Origin of the sequence: Bacillus cereus group sp. BfR-BA-01383 (assembly GCF_022663495.1) — a bacterium.
In the GTDB taxonomy this organism is placed as follows: Bacteria; Bacillota; Bacilli; order Bacillales; family Bacillaceae_G; genus Bacillus_A; species Bacillus_A cereus_AU.
In genome coordinates this window covers 13130-29510 of the sequence record NZ_JAKUFP010000019.1, presented here as the reverse complement: position 1 = coordinate 29510, position 16381 = coordinate 13130, and the positions used below count along the sequence as shown (strand labels likewise).

Sequence of the window (16381 nt, the reverse complement as noted above, 5' to 3'; positions counted from 1 at the left end):
TTTATAAAAGATAAGAAAAAACTCATGAGAACATGAGTTTTTTCTTAAAAAAATTAATTTCTTATATTAATTAAGCTTCGTATACATTACGAACGATATTTGTTTGATTACGATCTGGTCCAACTGAGAACATAGATAATTGGATTCCTGTTAATTCAGAAACACGCTCTACGTATTTTCTTGCATTTTCAGGAAGCTCATCTAATGATCTTACACCAGTAATATCTTCTGTCCAACCTGGAAGCTCTTCGTATACAGGCTCACATTTCGCTAAAATGTTTAAGTTTGCTGGAACTTCATCAATAACTTCTCCGTTACATTTGTAAGCAACACAAATTTTAAGAGTCGGAATTCCAGTCAGAACATCGATAGAATTTAACGATAGATCCGTTAAACCACTAACACGACGTGCATGTCTTACAACAACACTATCGAACCAACCTACGCGGCGTGGACGACCAGTTGTTGTTCCGTACTCACGACCAACTTCACGAATTTGATGACCAATTTCATCATGAAGCTCAGTAGGGAACGGACCATCACCAACGCGGCTTGTATATGCTTTACACACACCTACAACGCGAGTAACTTTCGCAGGACCAACTCCAGTTCCAACTGTTACACCACCAGCAATTGGGTTAGAAGATGTAACGAATGGGTACGTACCGTGGTCAATATCAAGCATAACACCTTGTGCACCTTCAAATAATACACGATGATTGTTATCTAGTGCATCATTTAATACAACAGATGTATCACATACATATTGTGCGATTTGTTGACCGTATTCGAAGTACTCTTCGAAAATTTCTTCTACACTGAAACCTTCTGTATCGTACATCTTTTCAAATAAACGATTTTTTTCTACTAAATTGCGCTCAAGCTTTTCCTTAAATGCTTCACGGTCTAAAAGATCAGCCATACGGATACCAATACGAGCAGCTTTATCCATATATGCAGGGCCGATACCTTTTTTAGTTGTACCGATTTTGTTATCACCTTTACTTGCTTCTTCTAACTCATCTTGTTTTAAGTGATAAGGTAAAATAACGTGTGCACGGTTACTTACACGTAAATTGTCAGTACTTACACCACGATCGTGTAAGTATTTTAACTCTTCAAGTAATGCTTTCGGATCTACTACTAATCCGTTTCCGATTACACAAATTTTCTCTTTATAGAAAATACCAGATGGAATTAGGTGTAACTTATATTTAACTCCGCCGAAAACAATTGTATGTCCCGCGTTATTTCCACCTTGATATCTTGCAACTACTTCCGCATGCTCAGAAAGAAAATCAGTGATTTTACCTTTTCCTTCGTCGCCCCATTGTGTTCCTACAACTACTACTGAAGACATTATTAAAGCACCTCCGCAATTTTCAAACGATCTATTCAAACAATATAATTGTACCAAAACCGAAAAAGAAGTCAACCAAAAAGCGAACATTTTTTTATTAAAATTCATTTTCGTTCGTAAGAATTATATTTTTATCTTATGAAAGCCTTATCTTTACTCTATAAAAAAAGAAACACATCTTATTATAAGAAATGTGTTTCTTTTTTATACTGCCTTTATGCTGGTGGTGCATGTCCATCTTCAAAGCGACGTTCTAAATTGACGAATTTATTAAATTCCTTAACAAACGCAAGCTCTACTGAACCTACCGGACCGTTACGCTGCTTTGCAATGATAATCTCAATTGTATTTTTGTTTTCCGTTTCACGATCATAGTAATCTTCGCGATATAGGAAAGCTACAATATCAGCATCCTGCTCGATACTTCCTGATTCACGAATATCAGACATCATCGGACGTTTATCTTGACGAGATTCTACACCACGAGATAACTGCGATAAGGCAATAACAGGTACTTGCAATTCACGTGCAATTCCTTTTAGTGTACGCGAAATCTCAGATACTTCCTGCTGACGGTTCTCGCCTGATTTTCCACTTCCCTGAATAAGCTGTAAGTAGTCAATCAAAACCATCCCAAGACCTTGTTCTTGCTTTAATCTACGACACTTTGCTCGAATCTCATTTACTTTAATCCCTGGCGTATCATCAATATATATACCAGCATTAGAGAGACTTCCCATTGCCATCGTTAATTTCGCCCAATCATCAGAAGTTAATGAACCGGTACGAAGTCTTTGCGCGTCAATATTCCCTTCCGCACAAAGCATACGCATAACAAGCTGATCAGCACCCATCTCTAGACTGAAAATCGCTACATTTTCATCTGTTTTCGTCGCTACGTTTTGTGCGATATTTAATGAAAATGCCGTTTTACCTACCGATGGACGCGCTGCCACGATAATTAAATCATTTCGCTGGAAACCCGCTGTCATCTTGTCTAATTCGGTAAAACCAGTTGGTATCCCTGTAACTTCACCTTTTTGATTATGCAAAAGTTCAATTTTATCATAAGCATCTACAAGAACATCTTTAATGTTTTGGAATGCTTTCGCATTTGTTTGATGAGATACTTCTAATATTTTTTTCTCAGCCTCATTTAAAAGGCCGTCCACATCATCTTCTCTCTCATATCCATCAGATACGATATGAGTCGCCGTTCGAATTAAACGACGTAAAAGCGCCTTTTCAGCGATAATGCGTGCATAATATTCTACGTTAGCAGCGGTTGGAACAACTTCTGCTAACTCTGCCAAGTAAGAAACCCCGCCAACCTCTTCTAGTAACCCTTGATCAGCCATCGCCGATGTCATCATTACTAAATCAATTGGCTCTCCCTTATCAGATAGCCCAAGCATGACTTCAAAAATCTTTTGATGTTTCGTTCGATAGAATGAATCAGGTACCAATAACTCTGATGCTGACGTTAATGCATCTTGATCAATCAATATGGCCCCTAAAACCGCCTGCTCAGCCTCTATATTATGCGGAGGGGTACGATCAGCAAGTACGTCACTCATACGCAATCCTCCTCGCTTAACTTATTTTTATTGTTCACTAACATGAACTTTTACTGTTGCCGTTACTTGCGGATGCAATTTCACAGTTACATTTGTATAACCTAATGCGCGAATTGCATCGTCCATTTCAAATTTACGTTTATCAAGTTTGATTTTGTGTGATTTTTGCATTACATCTACGATTTGTTTGCTTGTGATAGAACCAAATAAACGGCCACCTTCTCCAGATTTCGCCTTCAGTTCCACAGTTAGTTTCTCTAAAGTTTCTTTCAGCTCTTTTGCATTCTCAAGCTCTGCTGCTGCATCTTTTTCTTCTTTACGCTTTTGGGCTTCTAAAGTTTTCATACTGCTGTTTGTCGCTTCGGCAGCTAACCCTTGTTTTAGTAAGAAGTTATTTGCATAACCATCTGGTACGTTTTTTATTTCTCCCTTTTTCCCTTTACCTTTTACGTCTTTTAGAAAAATTACTTTCATGATTGTGTGCCTCCCTGTAAATAGTCATCAATAACAAATCGAAGCTTCTCCTCAGCTTCATTTACTGTAACATTTTTCATTTGTGTGGCTGCATTCGTCAAATGCCCGCCACCTCCTAAATTTTCCATAATTAGCTGCACGTTTACTTCACCTAAAGACCTGCCGCTAATTCCAATGAAATTCTCTCCACGTTTCGCAATAACAAATGATGCAATAATACCCGTCATTGTTAATAACGTGTCAGCTGATTGCGCAATAAGCACTTGATCGTAGTAATCATCACTATCAACTTTCGCAATCGCAATTCCATTTTTATAAATGTACGCATTTTTAATAGCTTTTGCAACCCGTAAATACTGGTTCATATCCTCTTTTAACAATTCTTGTACAAGTACAGTGTCTGCACCATGTGAACGTAAATAAGAAGCAGCATCAAACGTACGAGCCCCCGTCCGGAATGTAAAACTTTTCGTATCAACAATAATACCAGCTAACAATGCCGTTGCTTCTAACATTGTCATCTTTAAATTTTTTGGTTGATACTCAAGTAATTCTGTAACAAGTTCTGCCGTCGAAGAGGCATACGGTTCCATGTAAACAAGCAATGGATCTTCAATAAAGTCTTCTCCTCGGCGATGATGGTCAATAACCACTACATTTTCAATTTGATGTAACAGTTTCTCCTCCATCACCATTGAAGGTTTGTGTGTATCAACGACAACAAGTAATGAATCATCATTTGCAAATTCCATCGCTTGCCCTGGTGTAATAAAGTGAGACCATAATTCTTCATTTTGTTTCACTTTATCCATCAAACGTTTAATTCCCTTATCGGAATCATTTTCATCTAACACAATATATCCTTTACGTTCATTTAATTGAGCTACCTTTAAAATACCAATCGCAGCGCCAATCGCATCCATATCAGGAGCTCTATGTCCCATTATAATGACATTACTACTTTCTAATACTAAATCCTTTAATGCATGCGAAATAACTCTAGCACGTACACGAGTACGCTTTTCGACCGGATTCGTCTTACCACCGTAAAACTTAACTTTACCTGTCGCTTGTTTAATAGCTACTTGATCTCCACCACGGCCAAGCGCAAGGTCTAAACCAGATTGAGCCATTGCCCCAAGTTCTGATAAAGGTAAATCCCCTGATCCAACACCGACACTTAATGTAAGTGGTATGTTCCTTTTGGATGTTTCTTCACGCACCTGATCTAAAATGCTAAATTTCCCTTTCTCCATTTGCGCTAAAATACTTTCATTTAGTACAACGAAGAATCTTTCTGAAGATGCACGTTTTAAATATGCACCATACTTAACGGCCCATTCATTTAGACGTGATGTCACAAGACTTGTTATATTTGTACGTAATTGATCATCTAACCCTTGTGTAACTTCATCATAATTATCTAAATAAATTACAGCCAAAACAGTGCGCTGATCCTCATACATCTTTTCGATTTCTGTTTGTTCCGTTACATCAAAGAAATAAATTAACTTTTCTTCTTTCCTTACAAAAACACGAAACTTTCGATTATTTAAAGAGACTATATCGTCGGAAGTTTCTCCCTTAATAAAAAGAAGCAATGTTTCTGATACATCATAAAGATGCCATCCAGCTAATGCATGTTGCCCCAGACATGAAGATAAATAAGGATTCGCCCAATCAATCCCATAATCCTTATTGTATAACAAAATACCAATCGGCATTTGGTTAAATGCTTCATTACTCACTTTCTTTACCCTTGTAATCATATCTGTCGTATGTTTTTCAAAATTCCTTTGAAAGGTAAGTTCAAATCGTACAACAAGAAAAAGCAAAATACAAAAAATAAAAAAGGCGGATATTCCCATAATTAAATGAAAATAACAGAGGATCGAAATCAGCACAAACACAAAAAATGCCAATACATAAACAGGATATAAAAACCACTGTTTCTTATAAAATTCAGGCATGTATACAACTCCTATAAAGTAAAACTAACTCACCTTCCAGTTAGTTAAACAGATTAAAATAGTATAAGGAATATTATTTTATTCCCCTATTTTAGAACGTAATGAAATCCCTAAATCAATTATACCTAAGATTGTCACAAGAGGAAACAGCATCGGAATAAACATACAGGCAATAAAACTAATAATAGGAACCCCTTTAGTAAAACCTTTTCTATGCGCTAAGAAGGTGATAAATGTCAGACCTTGCAGTACGAGTAGCAGAGCAAATATGACATTTAGATTAGAAAATACCATATGTAAATATGATGTTGGTTCTACTTTTATAAAAGTTGCTAACAAAATACATATAACGTAATACCAGACAATACTCTTTGGCAATTGTATATCCTTAAATTTAGGCCAAGGTGTAACGTCATACTTTAATTTTCTCAAAACACTACCTGATAGTATCAAGGTGATCCAAGAAAAACATACAGAAACTAGAACAAGTATACTTGGAAATAGCGTTTGTAATATATCACTCATTTGTGCAAATAACTCTTTTTGTTCCTTGCTAACTGGCATACCAGCAGCATTTACTATCTTTTCACTTTGCGCCATACTTTCACTAAACATATTTTGCATTTGCTTCATTAAATCTATGTTAAAAAACTTTATACTCGCAACGTAAATGAGCAAAATACCAATTAAATACGCAAGTGTTCCAGCTATCAATATCTCCACTGGTTTTTTCCCTTTTTTATACATGTATCCTAATACAACACCTATTAATCCGAACATGACCGTCTTTATAAGACTAAGCGGCTGACTCACGATAACTGTAATTAAAAGTGCCGCCACAAAAATTACGAGTACATTGGATAGTCTATGTCTTAGCGTTAATAATATAAATGGTAACGGCAATGCAAACGTTACAACTGTACCTAAAATTGGAACATACATAGATATAAGCAACAAAATTGCATATATAGCTAATAATGCTGCACCTTCAGTAATAAACTTTGTTTGTTTCATTGTTTAACCTCTCTTTCAAAAAAGAAAAGCATAGCAAAATGCACAGTAGAGTCCGACTCTACTGTGCATTTCATACGCTATTATTCACCAACATATGGTAAAAGTGCCATTTGACGAGCACGTTTAATTGCAACTGTAAGTTTGCGTTGGTATTTTGCGCTTGTTCCTGTTACACGACGAGGTAAAATTTTACCACGCTCAGAAACGAAACGTTTTAATAAATCAACATCTTTATAATCGATGCGAGTGATGCCGTTAGCTGTGAAGAAACACACCTTACGACGTTTCGCACGTCCACCTTTGCGTCCTGCCATGTCTATTCCCTCCATTCTTTGTTAAAACTAACAAATTTACTGTATTAGAACGGTAAATCGTCGTCGGAAATGTCGATCGGTTGACCTACATTTGAAAATGGATCGTCATTCTTCGTAAATCCAGAGTTACCTTGGTTACCTGAATTACTAGATTGACCAAATGGGTTAGAGCTTTGGTTACCGAAACCAGCTCCTGATGGTTGCTGATTGAATGAACCACGTTGCTCCCCACCGCCATTACGCGGCTCTAAAAATTGTACGCTCTCCGCAAGAACTTCTGTTACATATACACGTTTACCATCTTGTCCATCGTAATTACGAGTTTGAAGACGTCCGTCTACGCCTGCTAAGCTACCTTTTTTCAAATAATTTGCTACGTTTTCTGCTTGTTTACGCCATATTACACAATTAATAAAGTCAGCTTCACGCTCACCTTGTTGATTCGCAAATGCGCGATTCACAGCTAACGTAAAAGTAGCTACTGCAACACCATTGGGCGTGTAACGTAAGTCAGGGTCCTTAGTTAAACGACCAACGAGGATAACACGATTCATCAATCGAACCACTCTCCCTTATATATCAATTATTTTTCTTCTTCTTTAACAACGATATGACGAAGGATATCTTCGTTGATCTTAGCTAAACGGTCGAATTCGTTAATCGCTTCTGCGTTAGAGTTCACGTTTAAGATCATGTAGAAACCTTCACGTAAGTCGTTGATTTCGTAAGCTAAACGACGCTTACCCCACTCTTTCGTGTTAATGATTTCTGCACCATTGTTTGTTAAAACACCTGCAAAACGTTCAACTAAAGCTTTTTGAGCTTCTTCTTCAACGCCAGGACGAATGATGTACATAATTTCGTACTTTCTCATTACACTTTCACCTCCTTTTGGTCTAAACGGCCCATAATGGGCAAGGAGCAATTAATTTATAGTAATTACTCACGAGTTTAGATTATATCATAGTAAGTTATATGAATCAACTCACCAATACATAAAAAACTTGGCAAACACATAATATATTTGCCAAGTTCATATCTTTATTTTTCCTAGGAAATATTAAATTAAACGTTAAAGCGGAAGTGCATAACATCTCCGTCTTTTACGATGTACTCTTTTCCTTCTAAACGTACTTTTCCAGCTTCTTTTGCAGCTGTCATAGAACCGTTTGTCATTAAGTCATCGTAAGACACTGTTTCCGCACGAATAAATCCACGCTCAAAGTCTGTATGAATAACACCAGCACATTGAGGTGCTTTCATACCTTGTTTAAACGTCCATGCACGTACTTCTTGCACACCAGCTGTGAAGTAAGTAGCAAGTCCTAATAAGTCATATGCAGCACGAATTAGTTGATCTAAACCAGACTCTTCAATACCTAGCTCTTCAAGGAATACTTTTTTCTCTTCCTCATCTAGCTCAGCAATTTCTGATTCGATTTTTGCACATACAACAATTACTTGTGAGTTTTCATTTGCTGCAAATTCTTTTACCATTTGTACATATTTATTTTCAGAAGGATCCATAATATCGTCTTCACTTACGTTTGCTACGTATAACATTTCTTTCGTTGTAAGTAAATGAAGGCCTTTAACAATCTTCATTTGCTCTTCTGTAAATTCAACAGTACGAGCTGGTTTTCCCTCTTCAAAAGCTTCTTTTAAACGAACTAAAATTTCATGCTCATATACTGCTTCTTTATCTTTTTGTCTTGCTAATTTCGCAACACGCTCGATACGTTTATCAACCGACTCTAAATCTGCTAAAATTAGCTCTAAATTGATTGTCTCAATATCGTCAATTGGATCTACTTTTCCTGAAACGTGTGTGATGTTTTCGTCTTCAAAACAACGAACAACTTGGCAAATTGCATCTACTTGGCGAATGTGAGATAAGAATTTATTTCCTAATCCTTCACCCTTGCTTGCACCCTTTACGATACCTGCAATATCAGTAAATTCAAATACAGTCGGAACAGTTTTTTTCGGTTCTACTAATTCCGTTAATTTATTTAAACGCTCATCTGGTACTTCTACGATCCCTACGTTTGGATCAATTGTACAGAATGGATAGTTCGCAGATTCTGCTCCTGCTTGTGTAATTGCATTAAATAAAGTGGACTTCCCTACGTTAGGTAATCCAACAATCCCAGCCGTTAATCCCATATTTTTCACTCCTATGTCTCAATCTTTCATCATTATAGATAGTAACGAAAAAAATGACAAGTTTCCTCCAAACGAAAAAAAGTAACAGTTACCCACTGCAACTGCTACTTTTTCTCTATTCTTCATGCTTCACAAGTATTTTTTTCACCTTACGATCAAACTCTCTTCGAGGAATCATTACGGAATGGTCACATCCCTCGCACTTAATGCGGATATCCATTCCCATACGAATAATTTTCCATCGATTCTCACCACATGGGTGGGCTTTCTTCATTTCCACAACATCGTACAAGTTATATTGCTTTTGCTCCATTCTCCAAACTCCTCTCCATACTAAATTGCTTTTCCACTAACCAACTCTTCACGATTATATAAAACCATACGCGGGTATGGAATTTCAATTCCATGTAAATCTAGACGGTTTTTAATTTCTTTACGAAGGGCTCTTGCAATAACTGCATGTTGCATTGGCTCCACTTCAGCAATAACACGTAATACAACTTCTGATGCAGCTAACGTTTGAACACCTAATAACTGAGGAGTTGCTACCATTTTCTCATACTTTTCAGGAAGTTCGACTAATAAATCTTCAATAACTTGCTCTGCTTTCGCTATATCAGCCTCATACGAAATAGATACATCAACAAATGCAACACTGTTACTCACTGAAAAGTTAGTAACTTGAATAATACTTCCGTTTGGTAAAGTGTGAATTTCACCTGTCCAGCTCTTTATTTTCGTTGTACGAAGTCCAATTTCTAAAACGACTCCCTCAAACTGGCCAATTCTTACATAGTCACCAACTGAAAATTGATCTTCTAGCAAGATAAATAGTCCTGTAATGACATCTTTTACTAAACTTTGAGCACCAAATCCGACTGCTAAACCAATTACCCCAGCACCTGCTAATAAGCCTGATGCATTTATTTCAAATACACCTAAAATTGCTATTAACATGATAAACATAACAACATATGCCACAATATTTTCAAGTAATTTCGCTACTGTAACTGTACGACGCTCTGAAATTTGAATCGGCGAACGACTTCCCATTCGAAACGCATTTCGTACAATTGCTCTTGCAACTCGCACAACGATTGCACCAAGTATTAAAATAACGACTATTTTTAATGATTTCACACCTATATTTGTCCAATTAATGGACTCAAACCATTTCAACGCTAAATCCATGTACCTCTACCTCTCCAGCCAAAATTTCTTTTTAGTTATCTTTCTTATTGTATCAGAAGTCTCTCTGATTGCTGAAAAAAATTTATGACTTTAATTCCATTTGTTAACTTCCATCCAGGTATAAAATGGAGCGAATATATATATACTAGTACTATTATTTCCGTTTTCATTCACAGTTTGCAAAAGCATGCACTTATAATTTTCCATTTCACTTACCATATAACATATTGTGAAAATTTATTAAAAGGATGGGTGCTTCATGAATATTAGAAGTTTTCGCTTACCTTTTTTTGAAAAAGAAACTCAAAATGTTATGCATCAAGACTTAGAGGCCTCCGAGACAATCAGTAATTTCCTACTTTCTCATATCCCTATTAGAACTACTGTACCACTTATTCTTGTTTGTATCGGAACAGATCGTTCCACCGGTGACGCACTCGGTCCATTAGTTGGCACTAAACTGGAGCAAGTAGAAATTAAAAACTTCCAAGTGTTCGGTACACTAGATGAACCCATACATGCGCTAAATTTAGAAGAAAAAATTCAGAATATACAGAAAGAAAACCCAACTTCTTTTATTATCGCCGTTGATGCATGTTTAGGCAAATCACAAAGCATTGGTTCCATCACTACTGGAAAGGGCCCTAGTAAACCTGGAGCTGCGATGAATAAGAAATTACCTGCAGTTGGTGATTTGCATATACACGGTATCGTCAATTTAAACGGTTTTATGGAGTTTTTCGTTCTTCAAAATACGAGATTAAGTTTAGTTATGAAAATGGCCGATGTAATCGCACAAAGTATAAAAGAAACGGACCAAAAATTATCTGCATTAAAAAAAGCAAACCATCTATAAATAATAAGATGGTTTGCTTTTTAATTTTTCTGTGATAATAATTCTAAAATGCGATTTAAATCTTCTTTATTAAAAAATTCAATTTCGATTTTACCTTTTTCTTTTTTTGTTTCCTTAATTTTCACATCTGTGCCAAACTTTTCTCTTAAGAACGTTTCACGTTCTACGAAAAATATATTTCGTTCTTGTTTCACTTGTTTTGTTTCACGTGAAACGCGTTGATTAATCTCTTGGACGATTTTCTCTAATTGACGAACATTTAATCCTTCTTTTTCAATGCGTTTCAATAAAGATTTCAACTGTTCTTCATCTTTTATCGTAAGTAAAGTTCTCCCATGAGCCATTGAGAGTTGACCATTTGCAATCATATCTTGTACGAATGAAGGGAGGCTTAATAATCGAGTATAATTTGCAATGTAAGGTCTGCTTTTACCAAGACGTTTTGCTAATTGTTCTTGTGTTACATTTAGCTCATTCATTAACATCTGATATGCCATTGCCTCTTCCACAGGATTTAAATCTTCGCGTTGCAAGTTTTCAAGCAACGCGAATTCCATCATTTGCTGCTCATTTAATTGCCTTACAACAGCGGGTACCTTTTCAAGTCCAGCCTCTTTAGCCGCACGATATCTTCTTTCACCTGCAACAATTTCATATCCTTTAATACTCTTTCTAGCAATTAACGGTTGTAATATGCCGTGTTCTTTAATAGAAGTCGCTAATTCCTGAATTGCCTCTTTATTAAAGTGTTTACGTGGTTGATATGGGTTCGGCCTTAACTCAGTTACTATAATCTCCTGAATTGTTTCTTCTTCTTTTACATCTAAATCGGGAAAAAACACATTGATTCCTCTTCCTAATCCCTTAGCCACCTGCAATCACTTCCTCTGCTAAATCTATATATACTTCTGCCCCTCTTGATTTAGCGTCATACTGCATAATCGGTTTTCCATGACTTGGCGCTTCACTTAAACGAACATTACGAGGAATAATCGAACGGTATACTTTATCCCTAAAGTATTTTTTCACTTCATCTATGACTTGAATACCTAAATTTGTACGGGCATCCAACATCGTTAACAATACACCTTGAATTGCTAAATTTTTATTTAAGTGCTTTTGCACAAGTCGAACTGTATTTAATAGCTGACTTAATCCTTCTAGTGCATAATATTCGCACTGAACAGGAATAATAACAGAATCTGCTGCTGTTAATGCATTAATCGTTAATAACCCTAAGGAAGGGGGACAGTCGATAATAATATAATCATATTCATCACGAACTGGTTGTAATGCCCTTTGCAAACGTACTTCCCGGGAAATAGTCGGTACCAATTCAATTTCAGCACCTGCTAATTGAATTGTAGCGGGTAGAACATCTAAGTTTTCAGTTGCGGTTTTCCGTATAACTCCTTGAACATCTGCATCTTCCACAAGAACGTTGTAAATACATTGATCTAATTCGGATTTTTCAATTCCCACACCAGTCGTTGCATTTCCTTGAGCATCAATATCTACGAGAAGGACTTTTTTACCTACTTGTGCCAATCCAGCCCCTAAATTAACAGATGTTGTTGTTTTGCCAACACCACCTTTTTGATTAGCAATAGCAATGATTTTTCCCATGATGTCACCTACTTTCAACCTTTCTATCTTATTCTAGTAACAATTACGTTTATTGTAACATGAAATAAAAGTTTTTCTTTTACGTCCTTATTAAACTTCAAAATTTATTTCTAAACTCCTTCTTCATTTAACAAGAAAATATAGTAAAAGAGACCCTTCCGATAGGATAAGGTCTCTAACAAGCCATTATTATTTTTTCTTCGGAATTTTAATTGTAATTTGATAGTACTCATCAAATTCTTCTTCCTCAGAATTAACATTTAAACCACTGTCAGCAACCATTTGTAATGACTGCCTAATTGTATTCATGGCGATTCTCGTATCTCGACTTACTGCTTTTTGTTTTGCCTTACGCTTCGGTTTTGCTTCCTCTAGCAATTTTGCAATTCGTTCTTCTGTTTGCTTTACATTCAATTGTTTCTCCACAATTTCCTGTAAAACTTTCAGTTGTAATTCCTCATTTTTTAAAGGAATGAGAGCGCGAGCATGACGTTCTGTAATATTTTTTTCTAATAATGCACTTTTTATTTCTTCAGGCAACTTTAACAATCGCAACTTATTTGCGATTGTAGATTGTCCTTTTCCAAGTCTTTGCGCCAATGCTTCTTGTGTTAAATTATGTAACTCAATTAGCTTTTGATATGCCACAGCTTCCTCGATTGCCGTTAATTCCTCACGTTGCAAATTTTCGATTAAAGCTACAGAAGCAGTCTCTGTATCATTTAAGTTCTTTATAATTGCAGGAACCTTTTCCCAACCTAACTTTGTTGCCGCACGGAAACGTCTTTCCCCAGCAATAATCTCGTACTTATCATCCTCATATTGTCTCACAACAATTGGCTGAATAAGCCCGTGTGTACGAATCGTTAACGCTAGCTCCTCAATACGTGCATCATCAAAAACTGTTCGTGGTTGATAACGGTTAGGGGTAATATTCACTATCGGAATTTCTTGTATTTCCTCATATACCTTTTTATCTATTTCTTCATGGCTTTCGTCTTGTAATTCGAATTCGCTCTCTTTATCTCCAAAGCCAAATAAACGAGAAAACGTATTTTTCATACATATTCCACCACCTTTTAGGCCTATTGACTGTTCTCCATAAAATGTTTCCTATGAAACATTTACGTTTTCATTTATATAATTCAATCTTACGTCTAATAAGATTTATTTTTCAATAGGTAATTTATTGGGTGTTCCCGGTTTGCGTGGATATTTCTTTGGTGTCTTGCGATTTTTCTCGATTAATAAAATATTACGTTCACTTTCTTCGAATGGCAATTGGAACGTAGACATTTCTTTTAACTCCCCGCCAAGCACCTCTAAAGCATACTTACCATTTTCAATTTCTTCGTTCGCCGCTGCACCTTTCATTGCAATAAATGTTCCTCCAACTTTTACAAGTGGTAAACATAGCTCACTTAATACAGAAAGACGCGCAACTGCACGTGCCATTACAATATCGTATGACTCACGTACACCTTCTTTTTTACCAAATGTTTCAGCACGATCATGACAAAATGCAACATCACTTAATTCTAATTTTTGCGCTAAGTGATTTAAGAAATTAATACGTTTTTGTAATGAATCTACAATTGTTACTTTTAAGTGCGGGAAACAGATTTTTAAAGGAATACTTGGGAATCCAGCCCCTGCGCCAACATCGCAAATTGAGAATGGTTTTGAAAAATCATAATAAAAAGCAGCTGTAATGGAATCAAAGAAGTGTTTTAAATATACTTCTTCTTTCTCTGTAATAGCCGTTAAATTCATTTTTTCATTCCACTCTACTAATGTTTCAAAGTAGATTTTGAACTGCTCTAACTGTCTAGAAGAGAGGGTGATCCCCTTCTCTTCCAGCATAGATTGAAATTGTTCTATGTTCATCTAGCAATATCTCCTTACTATTTATTGGTTCGATACTCGCGCGATTTTCCCTTGTTCAATATACACAAGCAAAATGGAAACATCAGCTGGATTTACGCCAGAAATACGTGAAGCCTGCCCCATTGAAAGTGGACGAACATCTTTCAATTTCTGTCTAGCTTCTGAGGCAAGACTAGAAATCGCATCATAATCAATATCCACAGGGATTTTTTTATTTTCCATTTTCTTCATACGCTCTACTTGCTGTAAAGACTTTTCGATATACCCTTCGTACTTAATCTGAATTTCAACTTGTTCTGTAATTTCATCACTTAATTCTAATTCACTTGGTACTAAAAGATGAATATGCTCATACGTCATTTCTGGACGGCGTAATAAATCACTTGCACGTATTCCATCTTTCAATTCACTTCCGCCAATACTGCGAATTAATTCTTGAACTTCAGGACGTGGTTTAATAATAATGCTCCCTAAACGTTCCTTTTCCTGTTCAATTTGTAACTTTTTATTTGTAAATCGCTCATAACGATCTTCTTTAATTAAACCAATTTCACGACCAACTTCAGTTAAGCGAAGGTCTGCATTGTCGTGACGTAATAATAGACGATATTCTGCACGAGATGTTAATAAACGATATGGTTCATTTGTACCTTTCGTTACAAGGTCATCAATTAAGACACCAATATACGCATCCCCACGACCTAAAATAACTTCTTTTTTACCTAAAGATCGACATGCTGCATTAATCCCAGCCATAAGCCCTTGTCCTGCCGCTTCTTCATAACCAGAAGTTCCGTTAATTTGTCCTGCCGTATATAAATTTTTAATTTTTTTCGTTTCAAGTGTTGGCCATAGTTGTGTTGGTACCATCGCATCGTATTCAATTGCATAACCTGTACGCATCATTTCAACATTTTCTAGACCCGGAATTGTTCTAAGCATGTCACGCTGTACATCTTCTGGTAAGCTTGTGGATAACCCTTGTACATATACTTCTTGTGTGTTGCGTCCCTCTGGCTCTAAGAAAATTTGATGACGTGGTTTATCATTAAATCTTACTACTTTGTCTTCAATAGAAGGACAATATCTAGGCCCCGTTCCTTTAATCATACCAGAATACATAGCTGAACGATGTAAATTTTCATCTATTAAACGATGTGTTTCTGTACTTGTATATGTCAACCAACATGGAATTTGATCCATAATAAATTTTGTCGTTTCAAAAGAAAATGCACGTGGTTTATCATCACCTGGTTGAATTTCTGTTTTGCTGTAGTCAATTGTATTACTATTTACACGCGGAGGTGTACCTGTTTTAAATCTAACTAAATCAAATCCAAGTTCCTCTAAATGTTTAGATAATGTAATTGATGGTTGCTGATTATTTGGACCACTGGAATATTTTAAATCCCCCATAATAATCTCACCGCGTAAAAATGTTCCAGTTGTAATTACAACTGTTTTTGCTGTATATTCAGCACCAGCTTGCGTAATTACACCTTTACATACACCATCTTCAACGATTAAACGCTCTACCATTCCTTGGAACAACGTTAAGTTTGGTGTTTCTTCGATCGTTTTCTTTAATTCATGCTGGTAAGAGAATTTATCTGCTTGCGCTCGAAGTGCACGTACAGCTGGTCCTTTACCTGTATTTAACATACGCATTTGAATATACGTTTTATCGATGTTACGTCCCATTTCTCCGCCTAATGCATCAATTTCACGAACAACAATCCCTTTTGCTGGTCCACCAACAGAAGGGTTACATGGCATAAACGCTACCATATCTAAGTTAATTGTTAACATTAATGTTTTGGAGCCCATTCGTGCTGCCGCAAGACCAGCTTCACATCCTGCATGACCTGCACCGATTACTATGACATCGTATGAACCGGCATTGTATCCCATTACTTATTCCTCCTAATAATCGCTATCTTTCTAAA

The 16381-nt window shown here is 36.3% G+C and carries 17 protein-coding genes; 1 reads left to right on the top strand and 16 read right to left on the bottom strand.

Features of this window, described 5'->3' with window-relative positions; translation table 11 throughout:
- Positions 1-70: 70 nt before the first annotated feature.
- The 11 genes from MR065_RS17300 to MR065_RS17250 all read right to left on the bottom strand — a co-directional run bounded on the left by MR065_RS17300 (position 71) and on the right by MR065_RS17250 (position 10066).
- Positions 71-1360 carry an adenylosuccinate synthase gene (locus MR065_RS17300; RefSeq protein WP_098989889.1) on the bottom strand — a complete coding sequence of 430 codons (1290 nt, stop codon included), beginning with the start codon at positions 1358-1360 and terminating at the stop codon, positions 71-73.
- 215 nt (positions 1361-1575) lie between these two features.
- Complete coding sequence (dnaB, locus tag MR065_RS17295; RefSeq protein ID WP_097902512.1) at positions 1576-2937, bottom strand: replicative DNA helicase; 1362 nt, start codon at positions 2935-2937, stop codon at positions 1576-1578.
- A 27-nt stretch (positions 2938-2964) separates the two neighbouring features.
- Complete coding sequence (gene rplI / locus MR065_RS17290) at positions 2965-3411, bottom strand: 50S ribosomal protein L9 (protein ID WP_097902513.1); 447 nt, start codon at positions 3409-3411, stop codon at positions 2965-2967.
- A complete protein-coding gene (locus MR065_RS17285) occupies positions 3408-5381 on the bottom strand; it encodes a DHH family phosphoesterase (protein WP_242214536.1) in 1974 nt (657 codons plus the stop codon). Before MR065_RS17285 ends, rplI begins: the two co-directional genes overlap by 4 nt.
- Before the next feature lie 78 nt (positions 5382-5459).
- Positions 5460-6395 carry a YybS family protein gene (locus MR065_RS17280; protein WP_097902515.1) on the bottom strand — a complete coding sequence of 312 codons (936 nt, stop codon included), beginning with the start codon at positions 6393-6395 and terminating at the stop codon, positions 5460-5462.
- 80 nt (positions 6396-6475) lie between these two features.
- A complete protein-coding gene (gene rpsR / locus MR065_RS17275; protein WP_000918873.1) occupies positions 6476-6709 on the bottom strand; it encodes a 30S ribosomal protein S18 in 234 nt (77 codons plus the stop codon).
- Between the two features lie 44 nt (positions 6710-6753).
- The gene (gene ssb / locus MR065_RS17270; RefSeq protein ID WP_016093691.1) at positions 6754-7266 is read right to left on the bottom strand and encodes a single-stranded DNA-binding protein; all 513 of its coding nucleotides are present in this window, start codon (positions 7264-7266) and stop codon (positions 6754-6756) included.
- A gap of 26 nt (positions 7267-7292) precedes the next feature.
- Entirely contained in the window at positions 7293-7583 is a 291-nt protein-coding gene (gene rpsF, locus MR065_RS17265; protein ID WP_001233781.1) for a 30S ribosomal protein S6, read from the bottom strand.
- Between the two features lie 191 nt (positions 7584-7774).
- On the bottom strand, positions 7775-8875 hold the full coding sequence (gene ychF / locus MR065_RS17260; RefSeq protein ID WP_000524664.1) for a redox-regulated ATPase YchF: 1101 nt from the start codon (positions 8873-8875) through the stop codon (positions 7775-7777).
- Positions 8876-8990: 115 nt separating this feature from the next.
- The gene (locus tag MR065_RS17255) at positions 8991-9188 is read right to left on the bottom strand and encodes a DUF951 domain-containing protein (protein ID WP_000436051.1); all 198 of its coding nucleotides are present in this window, start codon (positions 9186-9188) and stop codon (positions 8991-8993) included.
- A gap of 20 nt (positions 9189-9208) precedes the next feature.
- Entirely contained in the window at positions 9209-10066 is an 858-nt protein-coding gene (locus MR065_RS17250) for a mechanosensitive ion channel family protein (protein WP_242214535.1), read from the bottom strand.
- Positions 10067-10325: 259 nt separating this feature from the next.
- On the opposite strand from MR065_RS17250, the gene yyaC reads away from it, so the two are divergent.
- Positions 10326-10922, top strand: coding sequence for a spore protease YyaC (gene yyaC, locus MR065_RS17245; RefSeq protein ID WP_242214534.1), 597 nt, complete (start codon positions 10326-10328; stop codon positions 10920-10922).
- Positions 10923-10942: 20 nt separating this feature from the next.
- Here yyaC and spo0J read toward each other — a convergent pair whose 3' ends face one another.
- The 5 genes from spo0J to mnmG all read right to left on the bottom strand — a co-directional run bounded on the left by spo0J (position 10943) and on the right by mnmG (position 16346).
- Positions 10943-11794, bottom strand: coding sequence for a stage 0 sporulation protein Spo0J (gene spo0J / locus MR065_RS17240; RefSeq protein WP_242214533.1), 852 nt, complete (start codon positions 11792-11794; stop codon positions 10943-10945).
- Complete coding sequence (gene soj, locus MR065_RS17235) at positions 11787-12548, bottom strand: sporulation initiation inhibitor protein Soj (protein WP_000516117.1); 762 nt, start codon at positions 12546-12548, stop codon at positions 11787-11789. Before soj ends, spo0J begins: the two co-directional genes overlap by 8 nt.
- A gap of 189 nt (positions 12549-12737) precedes the next feature.
- Entirely contained in the window at positions 12738-13610 is an 873-nt protein-coding gene (noc, locus tag MR065_RS17230; RefSeq protein ID WP_097902520.1) for a nucleoid occlusion protein, read from the bottom strand.
- 105 nt (positions 13611-13715) lie between these two features.
- Positions 13716-14435, bottom strand: coding sequence for a 16S rRNA (guanine(527)-N(7))-methyltransferase RsmG (gene rsmG / locus MR065_RS17225; RefSeq protein WP_242214532.1), 720 nt, complete (start codon positions 14433-14435; stop codon positions 13716-13718).
- 21 nt (positions 14436-14456) lie between these two features.
- On the bottom strand, positions 14457-16346 hold the full coding sequence (gene mnmG, locus MR065_RS17220) for a tRNA uridine-5-carboxymethylaminomethyl(34) synthesis enzyme MnmG (RefSeq protein WP_242214531.1): 1890 nt from the start codon (positions 16344-16346) through the stop codon (positions 14457-14459).
- Between the last annotated feature and the right edge of the window lie 35 nt (positions 16347-16381).